This window comes from Paenibacillus sp. FSL L8-0644, assembly GCF_038008165.1.
In the GTDB taxonomy this organism is placed as follows: Bacteria; Bacillota; Bacilli; order Paenibacillales; family Paenibacillaceae; genus Paenibacillus; species Paenibacillus polymyxa_D.
Genome location: NZ_JBBOYN010000001.1, coordinates 3,764,224 through 3,780,660, shown reverse-complemented (window position 1 = coordinate 3,780,660; position 16,437 = coordinate 3,764,224). Strand labels below are relative to the sequence as shown.

The following is a 16,437-nucleotide window of genomic DNA, read 5'->3' as shown; positions in this document are numbered from 1 at the left end:
GAAGCTTGATGAATATTAAAAACAAAATATGGTTTAAAACAGCATTGTTGTCCATTTCCTTAGTCCTGACATCAGCGAGTGCTATTTCAGCTATCATCCCGATGATGCTGAACCAATTACCGGGAGTCTCCAGTTCACTGATTGAAAGCATAGTTACAATCCCATCTTTCTCGATGATGCTGTTTGTGCTGTTGAGTGGCCCGATCTCTTCCCGCTTGGGTAAAAAAAATACAGTCCTGCTAGGACTTTTGCTCGTGGTCATCGGCGGAATACTTCCTATGCTCACTACGAACATTACATGGATTCTCGCGTTGCGTTTGGTGCTAGGTGCAGGTCTGGGGATGTTCAATTCGCTGGCTGTCAGTTTAATTAGTGATTTTTTTGAAGGGGATGAACGTGCTCAATTGGTAGGTTTTCAAAGCGCTGTACAAGGGCTCGGAAGCAGCTTGGCTACCTTTGTGGCAGGACAGCTTGCCCTAATCGACTGGCCGTTTGCCTTTTTGTGCTATGCGATCACGATTCCTATCGCACTGTTGTTCTTTTTTATCATTCCTGAACCAGAGCGTGAGGAGCCTACAGTGAGCACGACAGGAACGGGCCAAAAGAGTGGGGGAATGTCCCTACCTGTACTTGGATTAGGGGCTGCACTTTTCCTGTTTATGACCTTTATCATGATTGTGTATACCAAAACAGGTATTATGATTGCTGAAAAGAGTATGCCTAACGCAGGGTTTTTAGGGACCGCTTTGACGCTGTTCTCCTTATCAACTATGATTGCAGGCTTCTTGTTCGGTAGAATATATAAATGGTTCAGAAATTACGCACCTTTTATCTCCAGTTTATTAACAGCGACAGGTTTTGTCCTGCTGTGGTTTGCTCAGAATGTGACCATGGTTACGGTTGCCATGCTGATCATTGGCTTTAGCTTTGCGCTGTTTATTCCTTATATTTTTACGATACTAACTAAAATCGTACCTAAAGGCAGTGAGACGATATCTATTTCGATTGCAATGGTAGGCTCCAATTTGGGAGCGTTTGCTTCGCCTTATGTTATCAAGTTAGTTGGGGTGTTGTCTGGGAATGAAACTGCCTCATTTTCCTTTCTCGTCTCTGCGATTGTATTTATGATTGCTGCGCTCCTCTGTCTGGGAATCGCTATTAGAGGAAAGGGAAGCAAAACACAGACGGCAGTTCACAGTTAATGGGAGTCTGAAGGAGGAGTCTGTGTTTATGAACCTTCATGAGTTGGATCAGTTGCTGAGAAGTAAAACTGAAATTGAACTTTTACAACAGCAAAACAATCAAGTGATTAATGATCTCTCCAAAGAATCGGAAAATGAGCGATTTTTTGATATAAATCAGAATATGTATCGAATGCCTGCTTTATTTTTCTTCGGAGAACATAATATTTATATTAGCAAGCACAACAGGTTTGCTCCGATGCTGGAGCACATGCATGAATTTATTGAGTTAAACTATGTTTACTCAGGTAAGTGCAACCAAATCATAGCGGGTAAAGAAATTGAGCTTTGTGAAGGCCAAGTGTGTGTCCTCGATAAGGATGTACCGCACAGCATCGCACCTTTGGGAGAAAACGATATACTGATTAATATCCTCCTGCAAAGAGAAACGATTTCATCCCTATTTCTACAGCGGCTATCTAAGAAAAAAAGTTTGATCGGCGAGTTTCTTGCCAATTCAGTCCTCCAGCATCAGCATCATAATCACTTTATTATTTTTGAGTCACAGCATAATGAAAACCTTCAATATATATTGCGTAGAATCTTGATCGAATATTTTTCCAGGCAAGAGGATTCAATGGAGCTGGTCAAGGCTTATTTGCCCATTGTATTTGGGGAATTGGTCCGTGTATTGGAAAGCGAGCATAATATTCACTTAAACCAGCAGGAAAGTAATATTACTTCTATTCTGAATTACATGGAAGAGCATTATCAGCATTTAAGCCTCCAGCAATTATCTACTCATTTTAATTACAATAGTACGTATTTAAGTAATAAGTTGAAAAAAGTAACCGGTCTTACTTACACGCAGCTTATTGCCAACATTAAACTTAATGCGGCCTATTCTTTGGTAGTCAATACCAACCTGCCATTCGAAATGATCTTTAAGCAGGTCGGATATAACAGCATGAGTTTTTTCTATAAAAAATTTAAAACAGCGTATGGTGCCACCCCGCAGAATATCCGAAACAAACAAATGAGGAAATGAAGGATACACAAGGACGTCCAATTCTAACGGGCGTCTATATTTGTTATAATAACTGCAAATTCATAAGCGGATGTTTAATAGGGAGGATACATTTTGGAAGCGGTATTAAGACGGCACTGGCCAGAGTGGGACGGGACACTACAGAGACGAACCGGAGGTTGGAATAATACGACGTATTTTGTTAAGAGCGGTGGGCGAAGTGGGGTACTGCGCATCTACGATACACACAGGGATCGGAACAAAATCGAATTTGAGCATGCGGTTTTGCAGGAACTGAGCAGGCATTCTCTATCATTCAGGGTTCCAATGCCAATCCGAACGATTTCGGGGGAGACACTTGCACAGGTTGAGAAGGATAGTGGCAAATATGTGTGTCTGTTCGAATACATAGAAGGCACATCCCCATCGGAGCAGGATCCTAGCTTTGCCTATTCTTTTGGCGAGACAGCTGGCGAATTATCTGCTGCACTTGCAACACTTAATCTTGATATGACTCCAGTCTATCGGCCGTATTATGCTTTGCAGCAATGCTATCCATTATGTAACCGGGAAGTAATCCAAGGTTTTTGTTTAAACCCGCCGGAGCTTCTAAAAGATTTACATGAGGAGCTGCGTTTGATAGGAAAAGTATATGAAGAGATTATAGATTCACTTCATGCATTGGAAGAGTTGCCGCATCAGCTTGTACATGGAGATTTGAACGCTTCCAATTTGTTGGTAAAGGATTCTGACCCTAGTCAGGTGGCTGCACTGCTTGATTTTGAATTTTGTACGCTGGACGTTCGGGTCATGGATCCGGCGGTCATCCTATCAGGATTTTTGGGACAACCGGAGGAGACGAAAGCTGTTCGTGAGTTTTGCGGGGGCTTCAGCCGCCAGGTTCGTTTGAGTCAATCCGAGGTTGACGCTTTGCCTGTGTTAATGCTGCTTAGGAAGGTAGACGTTTTTCTTCATTTTATGAGTCGCTTTCTGGAAGGAACAGATCAGCCACACGTGCTGCAAGAACAGGTTAAACAGATCACGGCCGACTTGCTCCAACTGTCTACCAGCAGTAGCTGGATTCAGGAGGAGTTGGTCCAAGCTAGAATAATGTATGAATAAACGAGCTACATGCCGTGTTATGTTATAATTTCTGGAATAACAGAAATGAAGTCTACTGAATTGTACTCGGAACAGGAGGAGCAGATGAATAGTTGGTTAACGAACGCGTTACGACCCTATTTTGGGCTGGAGACGCTGGAAGAACATTGGGACGTAGTAGAAATTAAAGAAGGATATTTTATTTGTATGGATGGAGATGTTATTCGCAAGCGAATTTCTTCCAAAGAGGATGCTTATGGAGAAGCTGATGTAGAGATTTTTACTCGTGATCGGGCATTTGTTCTGCCTAAAACGGCTCGTGGCAAAGAGAAAAAACTGAATTATACAAGTGTTTCGAGCATCACAGCAGAAGGTGTGTCCTTTTCAGCAGGCATTCGAAGAGATCGTAATATTAGTTATGTTACTGCTGTGAATAGCAAAACTGGCGTGAGATTGCCCATCACTGGATGTGAGCATTTACATAGTAAAGAAGAGATCATCGATTGGCTTCAACGTTACCCGTCGCTTGTGCCTAACGACTATGATCGTAAGGTGAAACGATTGAAGCATATGAAAAACCTGCGTTATAAAACCATTCCGGGAGACATCTTCCGCGTGGAAATAGACCTTTTTACAGATGGCTATGTACTGGTCGTCGGAGATTTGCGCCAAATGCAAAAGGATCAGTTGTTTGCAAAGGAGAGCATATGGAACAGTGTCATGACAATGCCTTTGTTCGTACGTCCGTATTTGTGTACAAGTCGTGACCGTTCAATAACTTTGGAATCCATCACGGCCGCCCCGTTATCTGATACAACCTGGATTGTCATGGATGATTCCTTTATGCGAGGGTCCTACGAGCGGATAGGGCATAAAGCGTTGGCGGAAGAGGATATTGTGTTTCCGATTGGTTACGGCAGTAGCATAGATAGCAGTAAAGAAAGAATATATAGACTGTCCTGGGGAACGGGCACAATTTCCAAACCGGAAGAAAAGACAGTGTTCAAGTCTTCGCGCGAATTGTTAAATAACGGTGTATATTCAGGTGTCATTGCAGACTGTTTTGGTCCTTGGGAAGAGCGGGAGTGGCACCACACGCTGGATAACCCGTTGTATCGGGAAGAGCGCCGAAAAGCACTGGCCGAATTCGGATTCCCGGAAGACATTTCGTACGATGAGTTCAACCGCCAAACAGGAGGACTGACGCGTTCGGAATATCTCGCATATTTGACAAGGACTTATAGCGGAAAAAGAAAGATGAAATGACACGGTTATACATCCTTTTAGGAGGTACGAATGAAATATCTTAAAGATTGTCCGGAACCAGGCATGGGAACCTGGTATTTTGAAATAGACTCAGACGGCGTAGCCTATCGGCAAATTGTGATCCAAGATGACGGTACTTTTATTGCTTCTAATCGTAAGCACGAGCAATATCATTTCTTGTTAGCAGAGAAAGCGATTGATGATACAGAGCCCTATTATACAAAAATTACAAAAAAAGAGTTTGAAGAAATCTGGTCCAGCAATCTTCACACCTCCAACAAGGAATGGCATCAAGTCAAAACCGCACTGCCGGTTGGGACTAAGGTAACTGGATATATTGAAGCCTTTTTTCCACACGGAACACTAATTCATATTTTCCAGCACAATGCAGTCGGATTGGCAGACACCCATTCATATGCGGAAAAGACACCATCCGAGTGGATGTACCCAAGACATGAGATCACGGCGATTGTCCAAGGCTACGACGAGCTGAATCAGTGGGTGATTTTAGAGCAAACGCAGGTTTTCGAAAATCAGTTCACAGGTTGAAAGATAGATACGGAATACAGGAAGGAGAATGGATATGCATACGTTAACGGTTGATGAGCTAATGGATCAGGACAACCATGCATGGGAAGAGGTCAGAAACATTCTGCAAGAAGGGAATAATCCATATCGCATTGTACTGGCAGAATCGGAATCTGTTAGGGGAGATTCGCTCTACCGTTTGCAAGTGAGCACAAAATCGTACTTGGGAACGGTTGCCTATGAAACAGGAGGAATCATATTTGACCACGGATGGATCACCTTACTGGGTGCAGGTGGGCCTGAAATTTACGGTAGTTTGGCTTCGTGGAACGGGCTGCAAGAGCCAGCGAGCGTTCCTGCACTTGGGGGAATGCTGATTGTGGCCTATGATGCAGCAGGTGGCTTCTTTGGATTGGATACAGGGAAGTTTGGACGTAGCGGCCATATCTACTATTTTGCACCGGATGCATTGGAGTGGGAATCCACTGAGCTGGCCTATTCCGGTTTCTTGAGCTGGTTGGCTGAGGGAGATTTGGGCTTGTTCTACCAGACATTCCGCTGGAATGGTTGGCAGTCGGATATGGAGCAACTTCAGCCAGGAGAGGTATTTGCTTATTATCCGCCGCTATGGACTCAGGAAGGTGGCGGAGAGACCAGCCACAAATCACCTATAGCACTAACAGAAGCGTGGCAGGCGGTGACGGATCGGGAATAGCCGCGAGTGGGGAGGGGGACATAAGATCATGAATCATTCCATTCAATCCAAACTGATGCAGCTGAATGAAATACTTTCTCAAAATAACATTGACCATTACTACATTTATGATTATACAAGTCGCCCCAAGCTGGTACTAGCAGGGAGCTTTGACTTTAGCTATTATCACAACATAGAGATTACATTTTACGAGGTCTCGTTTCTTTCCTGTCCGGGTGGTGTATTTTCAATTGAATGCTTTAGACTGGCTAATGACAAGGAATTGGAAATGTTAAAAACTGTCTCTTACGGATTTCTTGAGGGGCCTGTGATTTGTATGGAGGATCAAACGTTTGGTACCCGATTTTTCATTGCTGCGGAAAGCTTGGATTACGAGCTCAAGACCGTTTTTTACTATAAACGTGAGAACCTTCAACCTCATGAAAGTGTGGCTGAGTGGCTTGGAAAAGATGGAAAAGGTTGAAAAAGGTAGCAAAAACAACTTTTAGAGACGTCAAGGTAGGAGGGTGGTTATTATGTGGAGTATTCACTTTGAACATCAATTTATAAAATGTCCGGAAGCAACTGGTGAACAAATCGCGAATTTTTTGAGCACATGGAACATCAAGCTATCGGAGCAGGAGATTCACGAAATCCAACAAAGACAAGTGAACCCTTTCCCGAAATCGTCTCCATTTTATGATCAATATAAACCGCTAGATCCTGTGGGCTGGCATCTGCCCCAAGGACAATTTCCTGATAGTTACATAGAATTGCTGAAATATTCTAATGGCGGTGAATTTCAGAATGGAGAACGTTATTTCCAGTTTTTCAATACTGAAGATTTGAGAGAAATGAACCTCGCCTACGAGCTGCCAGAGTATATGCCGGGTGCCGTGTCGTTTGCGATGGATGGTAGCGGAAACCACTATATGTTTGATATGAGAGAGGAAAAAAGTAACAACGAATATCCCATTCTTTTTGCTCATTCTGGTAGCTTGGGGTATGACGAATGTGAACAGGTTGCCCATTCATTTATAGAGCTGTGTACGGAAAAATGGGCATTGTATTGATATCTTGACTAAACATACGCTTTATTCCCCCTAATTCATCCAGTAGAAAATGTAAAACCCGCAAGCTGGACCCTTTTTGCCAGGTCTATTTTGCGGGTTTTTAACGCTACTTATTTTCATTTATCATTTCCATTAAAACTTGAGAGACGATCGGTAAGGTGGTAAAGCCGTCACTTTGTAAAAAGTGTCCTCCATGATCTAATTCGTGAAAATCAGCCTGGATATCTTCCGCTAGTTTCTTACTAAGTGCAAAGGGGACAATCGCGTCGTCCTTTGAAGCTATAACTACACGCGCTTTTAGCGAATCCATGATCTGCTGATGATCCAAATGGTCATTTGTAAATTCATCTAATGACGGCAGGCTTGGCAATGGATCAGTAAAACCGGAAACGAAAACGGCACCACCTAGTGGTTCCGGGATATTGACTTGCTGCAGGTACCTTAATATGGATACACAACCCAAGCTATGACCAATAAAATAGGTGTCTTTATGTAAAGCTTTAATATTTTGCAATAGATGCTCAATCCACTCATTAAGTTTGGGGGCTTGCGAGTTGGGCATATCTAGTATATTTACCGAAACCCCGTCTTCCTGTAATTTGTCTTGTAACCAAGGAAACCAATGATCTGTTGGCGAAGCTGTGTATCCGTGGATTATATATACTTGTTTTTGATTTTGTATGTTTGTCACCATACGTTCTCCCCCATCATCCAGTGTTTAGATCTTAGTTTGCATATGTGTCCCACTTCATGTAAAAATCCCTCTCTAGTTTACCAAACATCCAATGCTTATGAGTACCTAAAATTGTTGATTCATGTAGCAAGCCTATGTATGAATTTGCCTATTATAATATTCATTATTTTTGCAGTACTGTAATTTGGCTAATAAATTTAAGCGCTTTCTACCGATATATATAGCATCACGTTTTGTAATCTGCTTCATTTTGTTGTATGGAGGGCAGCATCAAGAGGAAGACCAGAGTACTCGTGAAAGTTGAGAGCAGCGTGAACTATTATCCATAGACGAGCTGGAGGGGTTTGAATGAGTAACCAACTATCGGACAGGACTAAAAAAGGAAAAGGTTTTAGAGATTTAAAGATCACGACAACGATGATCTCCATGATTATGATCAGCTTAGTGGGTTTGCTCATTGTATCGTTGGTAGGAGTTATCGGTATGTATCAAGCTAAAGAGGGTCAAGGTATTTTGTATACAGATCGCTTTCAACACCAGACGAATATTCTTGAGGTCAAAAGTGACTTTTATAACATGCGAGCCAATTATACAAAAATACTCGACAATAAGGAGTATACAGATAAACAGTATAAGCAGGTGCAGAAAGGAAAAAATAGCGTTACAACTGGGCTAAATGAATTTTCACAAAGGACATTGGATACTAAGGAACAGAAATTGTTTGAGGAACTACAGAGGAGTATAGACACGTATTTTCAGGACATCGAACAGATCATGGCCGTCAAAAAGAATACTGGAACCTATGACACAGAAGAGAGAGGCCGGATCAATAAATCTAGTACGGCCATTGTTACGATGCTGACTACGATTTCAGATTATAACAATGAGCAATCCGCCAACCTATATCAAAATACGCAAAACGAGATCAAAATGCGCACAATTGTTTTAATCACAGTTCTTGCTCTCGTGTTGGCTGTTCTGATCACAATCTCCTTTGCAGCCATTCGAAATATCCGTTCCCGGATGAGCACCATTACGAAATACTGTGAAGAGATTACCCAAGGAAATTTAACGACAGCACTTGATCCTGCCTTGCTCAAAGGAAATAATGAGATCGCTGTTATAGCTCGTGCCATTCAGCAAATGACAGATTCAACCTCAATGGTCATCACAGGGGTAATCAATGAGTCACGTCAAATTAACCAACTGAGTGATCAGACGAATCATAATATGACAGATCTCAATGAGCGGATTCGCGATGTATCAGCCACGGTCGAACAGCTGTCAGCAGCTATGGAAGAGACTTCGGCATACACCGAAAATATGAACCATTCTGCGGAAGAAATGCAGCGGGCAGCAGAGTATATCTCGGTCAAAACTCAAGAAAGAGCTCAGTCTGCCTATGATACAAGTGTAAAAGCTGAAACATTGAAGCAGGCGGCTAGTCAATCCAATAAAGCGGCCAAAGAAATTTACCAAAAAGCTAATGAAAAGATGACGGAAGCGTTAGAGCGAGCCAAGGCAGTAGACCAGATTCGTATACTTTCTCAGTCTATCTTGGAAATTACGGCACAGACCAATTTGCTGGCTCTAAATGCATCCATTGAAGCAGCTCGTGCCGGTGAGTCAGGTCGAGGGTTTGCGGTTGTAGCTAACGAGATTCGTAAGTTGGCGGACGGCTCCAAACACGCGGTAGACCAAATTCAGAGTGTTACTCAAGAGGTTGTGCAGTCTGTAGAAAATCTGACTACCAATGCCGAAGAATTACTGCACTTCTTGCAAGCCCAGGTGGGCAAGGATTATCAGCTGCTTGAGGATACAGCAGGGCAATATTACAATGATGCCGTGGAGCATACGAACACAGTCAATGATTTGAACGCCACCTCTAAGCAGGTAAATGAAACCATCCAAACCATGGTGAGAGCGATCCATGAGATTGCTACCGCCAGCGAACAGTCCGCCATATCTACCCAACACATTGCTGAGAATATGGTGTCTTCAACGGAAAAATCTCGTGAAGTGGCATACCAGTCTGATCAGGTGAAGGAAAGTGCAGCTCGACTAAATGAACTGGTTGCAGGCTTTAAAATTTAACGATGACCAATACCCATAGACTAGGGGAAACATTACATCAAAGAAAAACAGTTGGGGAGTCGTAAGAAGGCTCCCTTTTTTTGTACTTACTAAGATAGCAACCTGATTTAGTTCATGAGTTTAATATAATATAATTTAATTTAATCTTTCCAATTAATAATAATGAAAAGGAGTTGCAGTATGGCAACTAATTTTGAAGAGGTAAGTGTACTGTCGGTAGTCATAAAGAGCTACATAATTTTTGAGGATGAAGAGGAAGGATTAGGCTATGAGATTGAAATAACAGATAGTTTAAAACATCCATTTTCTGATTTTAAGGATAGGGTATTAAATACTAGAAAAGAATGGAGGGATAAGGAGCCTGGTCCAACAATATTTCTGAATGTTGGGCACAGAGAAGAAGTGGAATTATATAATGAAGTATGGAAAAGAAAAATAAAAAAAATTTTTCAAGAAGCTACAGAAAACGAGAACTTCTTAGATTCACTTGATAGGGAAATAAAGGAGCCGCATAATGTAATATCTCAGAATCTCTTCTTTCTCTTTTATGTTAATGAGCTTTTTAACAACGAGGTTTTAAAGGCTCCATACGGAGGAATAAAAGAATTAGAAGAAGACGATTTATCAATTTCATTTTTTTATGGGATTGAGGGATACGAAAATTATGAATCGGACTTTGTAAATGACATAATTAATTTATGGATAGTAAAAGAAAAACCCTTTTTAAAAGGCTATCAATGTTTTACCCGTTCATTTGTCTTGGGGGAAAGTATTAAAGGAAGAAGGATAACAACGATGATTGGAAATCCAGAATCTGATCATGTAAGTCTTCTAGTCGAAGGAGGACTACTTATCCCTCTTAATGAAGATGGCTACAAGAACCTATCTTATATAGATAGCCAATATATTAACCAATGGACGGTTAAAGATGTAGAAATGATTCTTAAAAATCCTGTATATGCTTATGGAGTACAGTTTGAACCAGCAGAATTATTCTATGATTGGCAATATGTTTTATTATACGGATTGGCAACATTACCGATTAAAAAGTATCCTATACAAAAACTAGAGATAGTGTACGAAAGTTTTATGGAGAAAGTAAAACAAAACATATGTTACTTTTATAAAGCTGAAGTGATTTTACCAGACAAAACTGAATTCTTGAAAGTAGTGCAGAAAGGAATAGATCAGTTAAGATCTTATCTAACTGGTAGCGAAGAAGAAGGAATCTCCAAAAATATTATCTTCCTTATGAAAAATAGATATGCTTTTTTGCCGATCATTTATAACTTTTTAGAAACATTTTTTTGGAAAGAAGTTAATGAACGGTTTGAAAAATTAGAATTTAGCATGAAAGAGTTTGGTGATTTACTAGATGAAGCTAAAAATTTAATGAGTGGTTATGAGAAAGGGTTACTATTTGAAGAGGTGGCAAGTTATTTTCTACGCAGTGTGTATGGCTTGAAACTTATGGGTCACCGCATTAAGGAAGAGAGAGAGGAAGTTGATCTTTATTTTTGTAACGTGTCTCTTGATTCGTTTCTTTGGAATTTAGGGGCTCTAATCTCTGTTGAATGTAAAAATAGAAAAGAAAAAATTAAGGTTTCAGATATCAGAAATTTGGTTCCTGTAATGGATTCTAAAGGGATTAAAACATGTATTGTTTTTAGTATGGCAGGTTATACGCAGATTTCATTAAAAGAGATTGAGCATCAGTTTGTAAATGGAAGAAACATAATTCCACTTAGTATGGAGGATCTTGAAAAAGTGTGTTGCAATTATCCTCCAAATAAATTGTTAGCAGATAAAATGAAGGAATTATTCACAGCTACTGAGAATGATCACAGATTACTGTATTAAATTAAAAGCATGAAGTATAACACATTCATAGGATTCAAAGATGAATATATCAGTCTTAGAAAGATGGGAGATTATGAAAAACAATTATGATTTTCACGCATTATTAGATGACGTTGAATTTGAGGCGTTGGCAATAGATATTGTTCGAGTTCGAGAAAATTTAGAACCCAATGTATTTCGCAGATATCCTAAAGGTAGGGATGGAGGCATTGATGGGTATAGGTACAGTGATAATACTATTATTCAAGCAAAATGCTATAAAAATGATTTTAACATTTTGAAAGGAAGTTTGAAAAAAGAAGTATTAAAGTTGCGTAATTTGAAGCCGAGTCGATATATTTTAGTAACATCAGTTGGATTGAATAAAGAACAACAAAGGGGAATAATGGATTTATTTAAAGGATACATCCATTCTGATGAAGATATAATTGGTAGAATAGAACTAAATGAGTATCTTGCTGACCCAAAGTTTTCTATTATTCAATTAAAATACAATAATTTATGGACGCCTAGTACAGTAGTTTTTGAACATATTTTAGAAAATATTATTTTGCGTGGACCCAATAATTTTAATCAATTTCACTTAAATGAAATGAAAAATAACGTTGAGTACTACATAAAAACGAAAGCTTATCATGAATCACTTGATATTATGGATTCACATAATTGTTTATTGGTATATGGTGAACCGGGAATTGGGAAAACGATGCTAGGTTTTAATATAGCGTTCCATTATTTGATGCAAAATGAGGAGCTTGATCTTTTTTTTACAGATACTATTGAAGATGTGTATAAATTTTATCGCTCAGATAAAAAGCAATTATTTATAGTAGATGACTTTTTAGGTGTAAATTACGTCAATAATCAGATCCAAAATGGTGAATCTAAAATTTATCGAATGCTTAAGAGCATTATTAGTGGAAATAATCATAAAATTGTATTGATTTCGAGAAAAAATATTCTTTTTGAAGGTATGAAATTATTACATGAGTTAAAGGTAATAATTCAAAATATGAGTGTTGAGTTATCTTCAACTAGCTTAGAAAGCTCAGACAAGATGAGGATATGTTGGAGTATTCTAAAAAAGTCAAACTTACAGTACAGTCTTTTGCACAGCATTGTAATAGTTTCTGACAAAATTATTAATCACGATAATTATAATCCCCGATTTATTAATGATGCGATCCATCTTCTTTCTAAAATAAAGCATGATGGTATGTATCCGGGAAAAATACTGTTGGAAACATTGAAGAATCCCAATGAAATTTATGAGAGAATGTATAATCACCTTCATGAGACTTCAAAAAGTGCAGTTTATCTTGGTGTATGTATGGCGATCTTTGGATATCCGGTTGAATTAAATATTTTAAGAAAATGCTACGGGAACTTACAAGAAAGTCTTCCTTGGGAAGAGTGGCAAAGTTTTGATGATGCTTTAGATCAATTGTCCGCCCCTTTTTGTTTCGTTAGAGATATGAATTTTATCAGAACATTGACAGGTATTGACTTTGAAGCAAAAAAAACAATTATAGGATTTAACAATCATAGCATGATGGAATTTTGGAGGCATTTAATATCGAAAAATTTGTCACTGTATGGGCTGAATCTTATTAAGAGTATTAATTTAATGAATCCTATTTTGTTTTTCGCTCACAATTTACTTTTACTAAATTTAATTGATGAACATAATAATATGGAGTTTGAGCAGACAATTATTCCAGGAATTATTGATAGAATCGCTAAAGACTACGAACGTTTAGATTTTATCTACTCCAATGGAATCGAGGAATACTGTACAGATGATAGATTTACAGACTTTTATTTCTCTTCAGATTATACCAACAGTTACAATCTTAAATTAAGACAAATATTAGATTTGAATGAACAATATAACTCTCAAAAATTAAGGGATGTAATAGAAAAGTTAAAGGCGTTTTTTATTAATAGTTTGTTAAAAGATGACCGTCATGCACTTTCCGATGAAGAGAAGTATGGCGTTCCTAAGATTGTCAATAAGTTATTAAAGCAAGGGTTCGAAATCCCTGCTATGAAAGAGTTATTAGATGGCTATCGCTCTAAAATAAATTTTTTGAAATTTTACATCGTCTTTTATGAATTCAGAGATATATATGGTCAAGACTTTGACTGCTATCTCCAGGAAAACTACAATGAAATTTCTGATAAAATTATTTGGCTTATTGGGGATGATTATGACTTTTATGCATCCGATTATTTGGAAATTGAGATCGAGAATTTGTTATTCGGAGACGCTCCTGAAGCGATCCAATTATATAACGTACAGGTTAAAAAGGAATCCCTTAAGGCCATGAGAATATTGGAGAAAACTCTAAATTGGGACGGATATTCAGTAAAGTGGAATAGAATTCATTCTAACTTTGAAGAGACTACAAATCGTAATCCTAATAAAAGCCAAGTCGAATTTCATGAAGATGATGATATCTTTGTAGAAGAAACAAGTGAAAGGGATTTTATGGAGGAGTTGCTTCCCTATATACATAGGGATGATCAAGATAGTTGGGATTCTTTAATTAATTTAGCTGGAATAGTAAGCTGTGAAATTACTATCATGGATCGAGTTCAAGAAGATTTGTTCATGGGAAAATCTAAATGGAAAGGAACATATTATTCTACTGATCCGCTTTTTCTCGCGAAAATTGTTGATGAATATAAACGAGGTAATAGAATAGAGAATCAGATTCGCAATTTCTTCGACAACATGTTTAGTTCAATTGATTGTTCCGAATATGAAATTCTTACCAAGATTGCAGTTGCAGCGCAGGAACATAGTGAAATGTATTTTAATCGGGATAATTTGAAACAATGGCTCAATATATCAAATGAAGAATGGAACTTGATTAAAGAGAGTAGCTACTTGGGGCATAATAATGGATGGTGTTTATAGCCTCTGAGATTCAAGTTTATCTATTATGTAAGAATATTAATGACCATTCATATAATAAAGTCAAAATTTTGAGCTTGATTGACTGGATTATTAACGAGTCCGAATTTCATACTTATATTTATAATGTATTTTGTATTCTTGTTGAGTTTTTTGCGGATGAAAGTAAAAATTATTTTTTGGAAAGCATTCAATCTTTTATTGAGCACATAAAGGAACTGAATGGTACAGAACAATTGGCATTTGGTTTATCTTCTGTCTATACACTTCAAGAGATGAACGATAAAAAAGAAGTATCGAGTACAATTAAAAATTGGACTTTACTTAGGTTTTTAGAAATGTTAGAAGTAGAGTTTAATGAAGTGACTTCTGATTTGTCTTATGATTTATTTCAGAAGATCGCCACAAATAAGTATGAGACAGAATGTGCAATTGATTATGAATATTGCATAGCGCACCCAGAAAAGTTGGCTCCATTGCTTAACACTTCTTCAGTTGAACAAATTATAAAGGATGATCTAACTAAGATTGATAATTTCATCGAACAATATTTTTGATGAGTTTTCTTTATTTAAACAGCCAGCACCTTTGTAATAAGATGTTGGCTGTTTAATCACTATTTTGTCTAGCCCTATTTAAACAAGACTACAGTCATGCGTCCAAAGCCTGCAACTCTTCCTGTTCAGCCATTTGCATCAGCTTATAAATCTGCCGTGCTGTGTTCACATTCCGTACCGTCATTTGCTGATACAGCTTAGTGCCTACTAATTTTGTTAACCCGCTTTTTGTGACTTGTTCTTTGCTGACAGAAAACAGAATGGCTCCGGTCGTATAGATGACATGTCCAATTCCCGGTTTTAAAGGAAGGTTGTCCAGAACGGAAATATCGTTAATTTCATCCCACAGAAACATTACATCACTTTTCATCTGTGTATCATTAGCCCATTCATTCGGCAGTGCCTCCATAATGCTCTGAATCTCCTTCATATTACGGACGATGACGCGGATGGGTAAGCTAAAATCCTCCAGAATCGCCTGTTCCAGTATGAGCGATAGCTCCTGGTTGGGCCGCTCCTGACTGGAAAAAATAATGTTTCCAGAATTAATGTAAGTCGTCACATGCCCCATACCTGCATGTTCAAACGTTTGCTTGAGCTTCTTCATCTCGATTTTGTTATTGCCGCCAACATTGATGCCCCGCAGTAATGCGATATAGATCATAAAAAGCCCCACCTCTCTTTAACAAATAGGATTTCTAACAAAAGGATAGGTAATTCAGCAAATACGTGGTTTGGTTTTCGCCCAACAAATGATGTAGCAATGGTTTTACGTGCTCGATATATGCTGCTTTGGTTTCGTATGTATCTTCATCTATCAATTCTCCCTTAAAGGTACAGGCACCTTCAATCAGGATGGAAAAAGCCGTAAAGAAGTTAGCTAAAGAGTCAGCAACTTGCTGCGCTGCGCCACCTTCAATTGCAGCATATACAGGGGAAGCAGGTGCGCTAGTATCGACAATGACTGGATCATCATTAAACGTGGCAATTACAACATGGTGGGAGGGCCACGAAGATGACTCATGAACAAGCTCTCCAGATGTAATGAAGCGATAGCCCAGCTGTTGGCGATATAAATGTTCTGGTGCGACAAAAAAGAGAACAGCAGCATCCCCGATTTCAACGGCTGCATTTTTTAATTTGTGTGTTCCCGCTGCCTTAGCATCGATCATTTCATAATGGCTATATAGGTACTCCAGCTCAGGGGATAGAGGAATCCGCTTGTCCCAGCAATCTGTTATACTCTCTGAACGGGGCTGGATATAGTGGTCTTGGAACAGCCCGTAGGCTACATTATATAAGTTTTGCTGGTGTACAAACCGGGTAATCGCTTCGCTTAACTGTTTCATAGGTGTGTATTCCTTTCTAATCGTAGACTATGACCTGTGACATCACGTTTTACTTTTAGCATTAAGATATCATAATATAGAAATGAAGAACAT

At 38.9% G+C, this 16,437-nt stretch carries 15 protein-coding genes; 12 read left to right on the top strand and 3 right to left on the bottom strand.

Going from position 1 to position 16,437, the window contains the following annotated elements:
• Window positions 1-8: 8 nt before the first annotated feature.
• The 8 genes from NSS94_RS17160 (at window position 9) to NSS94_RS17125 (ending at window position 6,870) form a co-directional block, all read left to right on the top strand.
• The gene (locus tag NSS94_RS17160) at window positions 9-1,202 is read left to right on the top strand and encodes an MFS transporter (RefSeq protein ID WP_029515488.1); all 1,194 of its coding nucleotides are present in this window, start codon (window positions 9-11) and stop codon (window positions 1,200-1,202) included.
• Window positions 1,203-1,230: 28 nt separating this feature from the next.
• A complete protein-coding gene (locus NSS94_RS17155) occupies window positions 1,231-2,229 on the top strand; it encodes an AraC family transcriptional regulator (protein ID WP_341039736.1) in 999 nt (332 codons plus the stop codon).
• 93 nt (window positions 2,230-2,322) lie between these two features.
• Window positions 2,323-3,330, top strand: a complete 1,008-nt coding sequence (locus NSS94_RS17150) for a phosphotransferase (protein WP_341039735.1) — start codon at window positions 2,323-2,325, stop codon at window positions 3,328-3,330.
• A gap of 84 nt (window positions 3,331-3,414) precedes the next feature.
• Window positions 3,415-4,575, top strand: coding sequence for an immunity 26/phosphotriesterase HocA family protein (locus tag NSS94_RS17145; RefSeq protein WP_341039734.1), 1,161 nt, complete (start codon window positions 3,415-3,417; stop codon window positions 4,573-4,575).
• 30 nt (window positions 4,576-4,605) lie between these two features.
• Window positions 4,606-5,124: a hypothetical protein gene (locus NSS94_RS17140; RefSeq protein ID WP_341039733.1), complete on the top strand. Its 519-nt coding sequence runs from the start codon at window positions 4,606-4,608 to the stop codon at window positions 5,122-5,124.
• 34 nt (window positions 5,125-5,158) lie between these two features.
• Window positions 5,159-5,818: a DUF2625 domain-containing protein gene (locus tag NSS94_RS17135; protein ID WP_341039732.1), complete on the top strand. Its 660-nt coding sequence runs from the start codon at window positions 5,159-5,161 to the stop codon at window positions 5,816-5,818.
• Between the two features lie 28 nt (window positions 5,819-5,846).
• A complete protein-coding gene (locus tag NSS94_RS17130; protein WP_069010520.1) occupies window positions 5,847-6,281 on the top strand; it encodes a hypothetical protein in 435 nt (144 codons plus the stop codon).
• 52 nt (window positions 6,282-6,333) lie between these two features.
• A complete protein-coding gene (locus NSS94_RS17125; RefSeq protein WP_069010521.1) occupies window positions 6,334-6,870 on the top strand; it encodes an SMI1/KNR4 family protein in 537 nt (178 codons plus the stop codon).
• A gap of 106 nt (window positions 6,871-6,976) precedes the next feature.
• On the opposite strand, the gene NSS94_RS17120 is transcribed toward NSS94_RS17125, so the two are convergent.
• Window positions 6,977-7,564, bottom strand: coding sequence for an RBBP9/YdeN family alpha/beta hydrolase (locus NSS94_RS17120; protein ID WP_341039731.1), 588 nt, complete (start codon window positions 7,562-7,564; stop codon window positions 6,977-6,979).
• Between the two features lie 348 nt (window positions 7,565-7,912).
• Here NSS94_RS17120 and NSS94_RS17115 point away from each other — a divergent pair, with 348 nt between their 5' ends.
• The 4 genes from NSS94_RS17115 to NSS94_RS17100 all read left to right on the top strand — a co-directional run bounded on the left by NSS94_RS17115 (window position 7,913) and on the right by NSS94_RS17100 (window position 14,995).
• The gene (locus NSS94_RS17115; protein ID WP_341039729.1) at window positions 7,913-9,658 is read left to right on the top strand and encodes a methyl-accepting chemotaxis protein; all 1,746 of its coding nucleotides are present in this window, start codon (window positions 7,913-7,915) and stop codon (window positions 9,656-9,658) included.
• A gap of 180 nt (window positions 9,659-9,838) precedes the next feature.
• Window positions 9,839-11,518, top strand: a complete 1,680-nt coding sequence (locus tag NSS94_RS17110; protein WP_341039728.1) for a hypothetical protein — start codon at window positions 9,839-9,841, stop codon at window positions 11,516-11,518.
• 73 nt (window positions 11,519-11,591) lie between these two features.
• A complete protein-coding gene (locus NSS94_RS17105; protein WP_341039727.1) occupies window positions 11,592-14,441 on the top strand; it encodes an nSTAND3 domain-containing NTPase in 2,850 nt (949 codons plus the stop codon).
• Between the two features lie 68 nt (window positions 14,442-14,509).
• A complete protein-coding gene (locus NSS94_RS17100; RefSeq protein ID WP_341039726.1) occupies window positions 14,510-14,995 on the top strand; it encodes a hypothetical protein in 486 nt (161 codons plus the stop codon).
• 94 nt (window positions 14,996-15,089) lie between these two features.
• Here the strand turns inward: NSS94_RS17100 and NSS94_RS17095 are convergent, their stop codons facing one another.
• Window positions 15,090-15,659: a DUF1697 domain-containing protein gene (locus tag NSS94_RS17095; protein WP_069010525.1), complete on the bottom strand. Its 570-nt coding sequence runs from the start codon at window positions 15,657-15,659 to the stop codon at window positions 15,090-15,092.
• A 34-nt stretch (window positions 15,660-15,693) separates the two neighbouring features.
• Window positions 15,694-16,344 carry a hypothetical protein gene (locus tag NSS94_RS17090; RefSeq protein WP_341039725.1) on the bottom strand — a complete coding sequence of 217 codons (651 nt, stop codon included), beginning with the start codon at window positions 16,342-16,344 and terminating at the stop codon, window positions 15,694-15,696.
• Window positions 16,345-16,437: the final 93 nt, after the last annotated feature.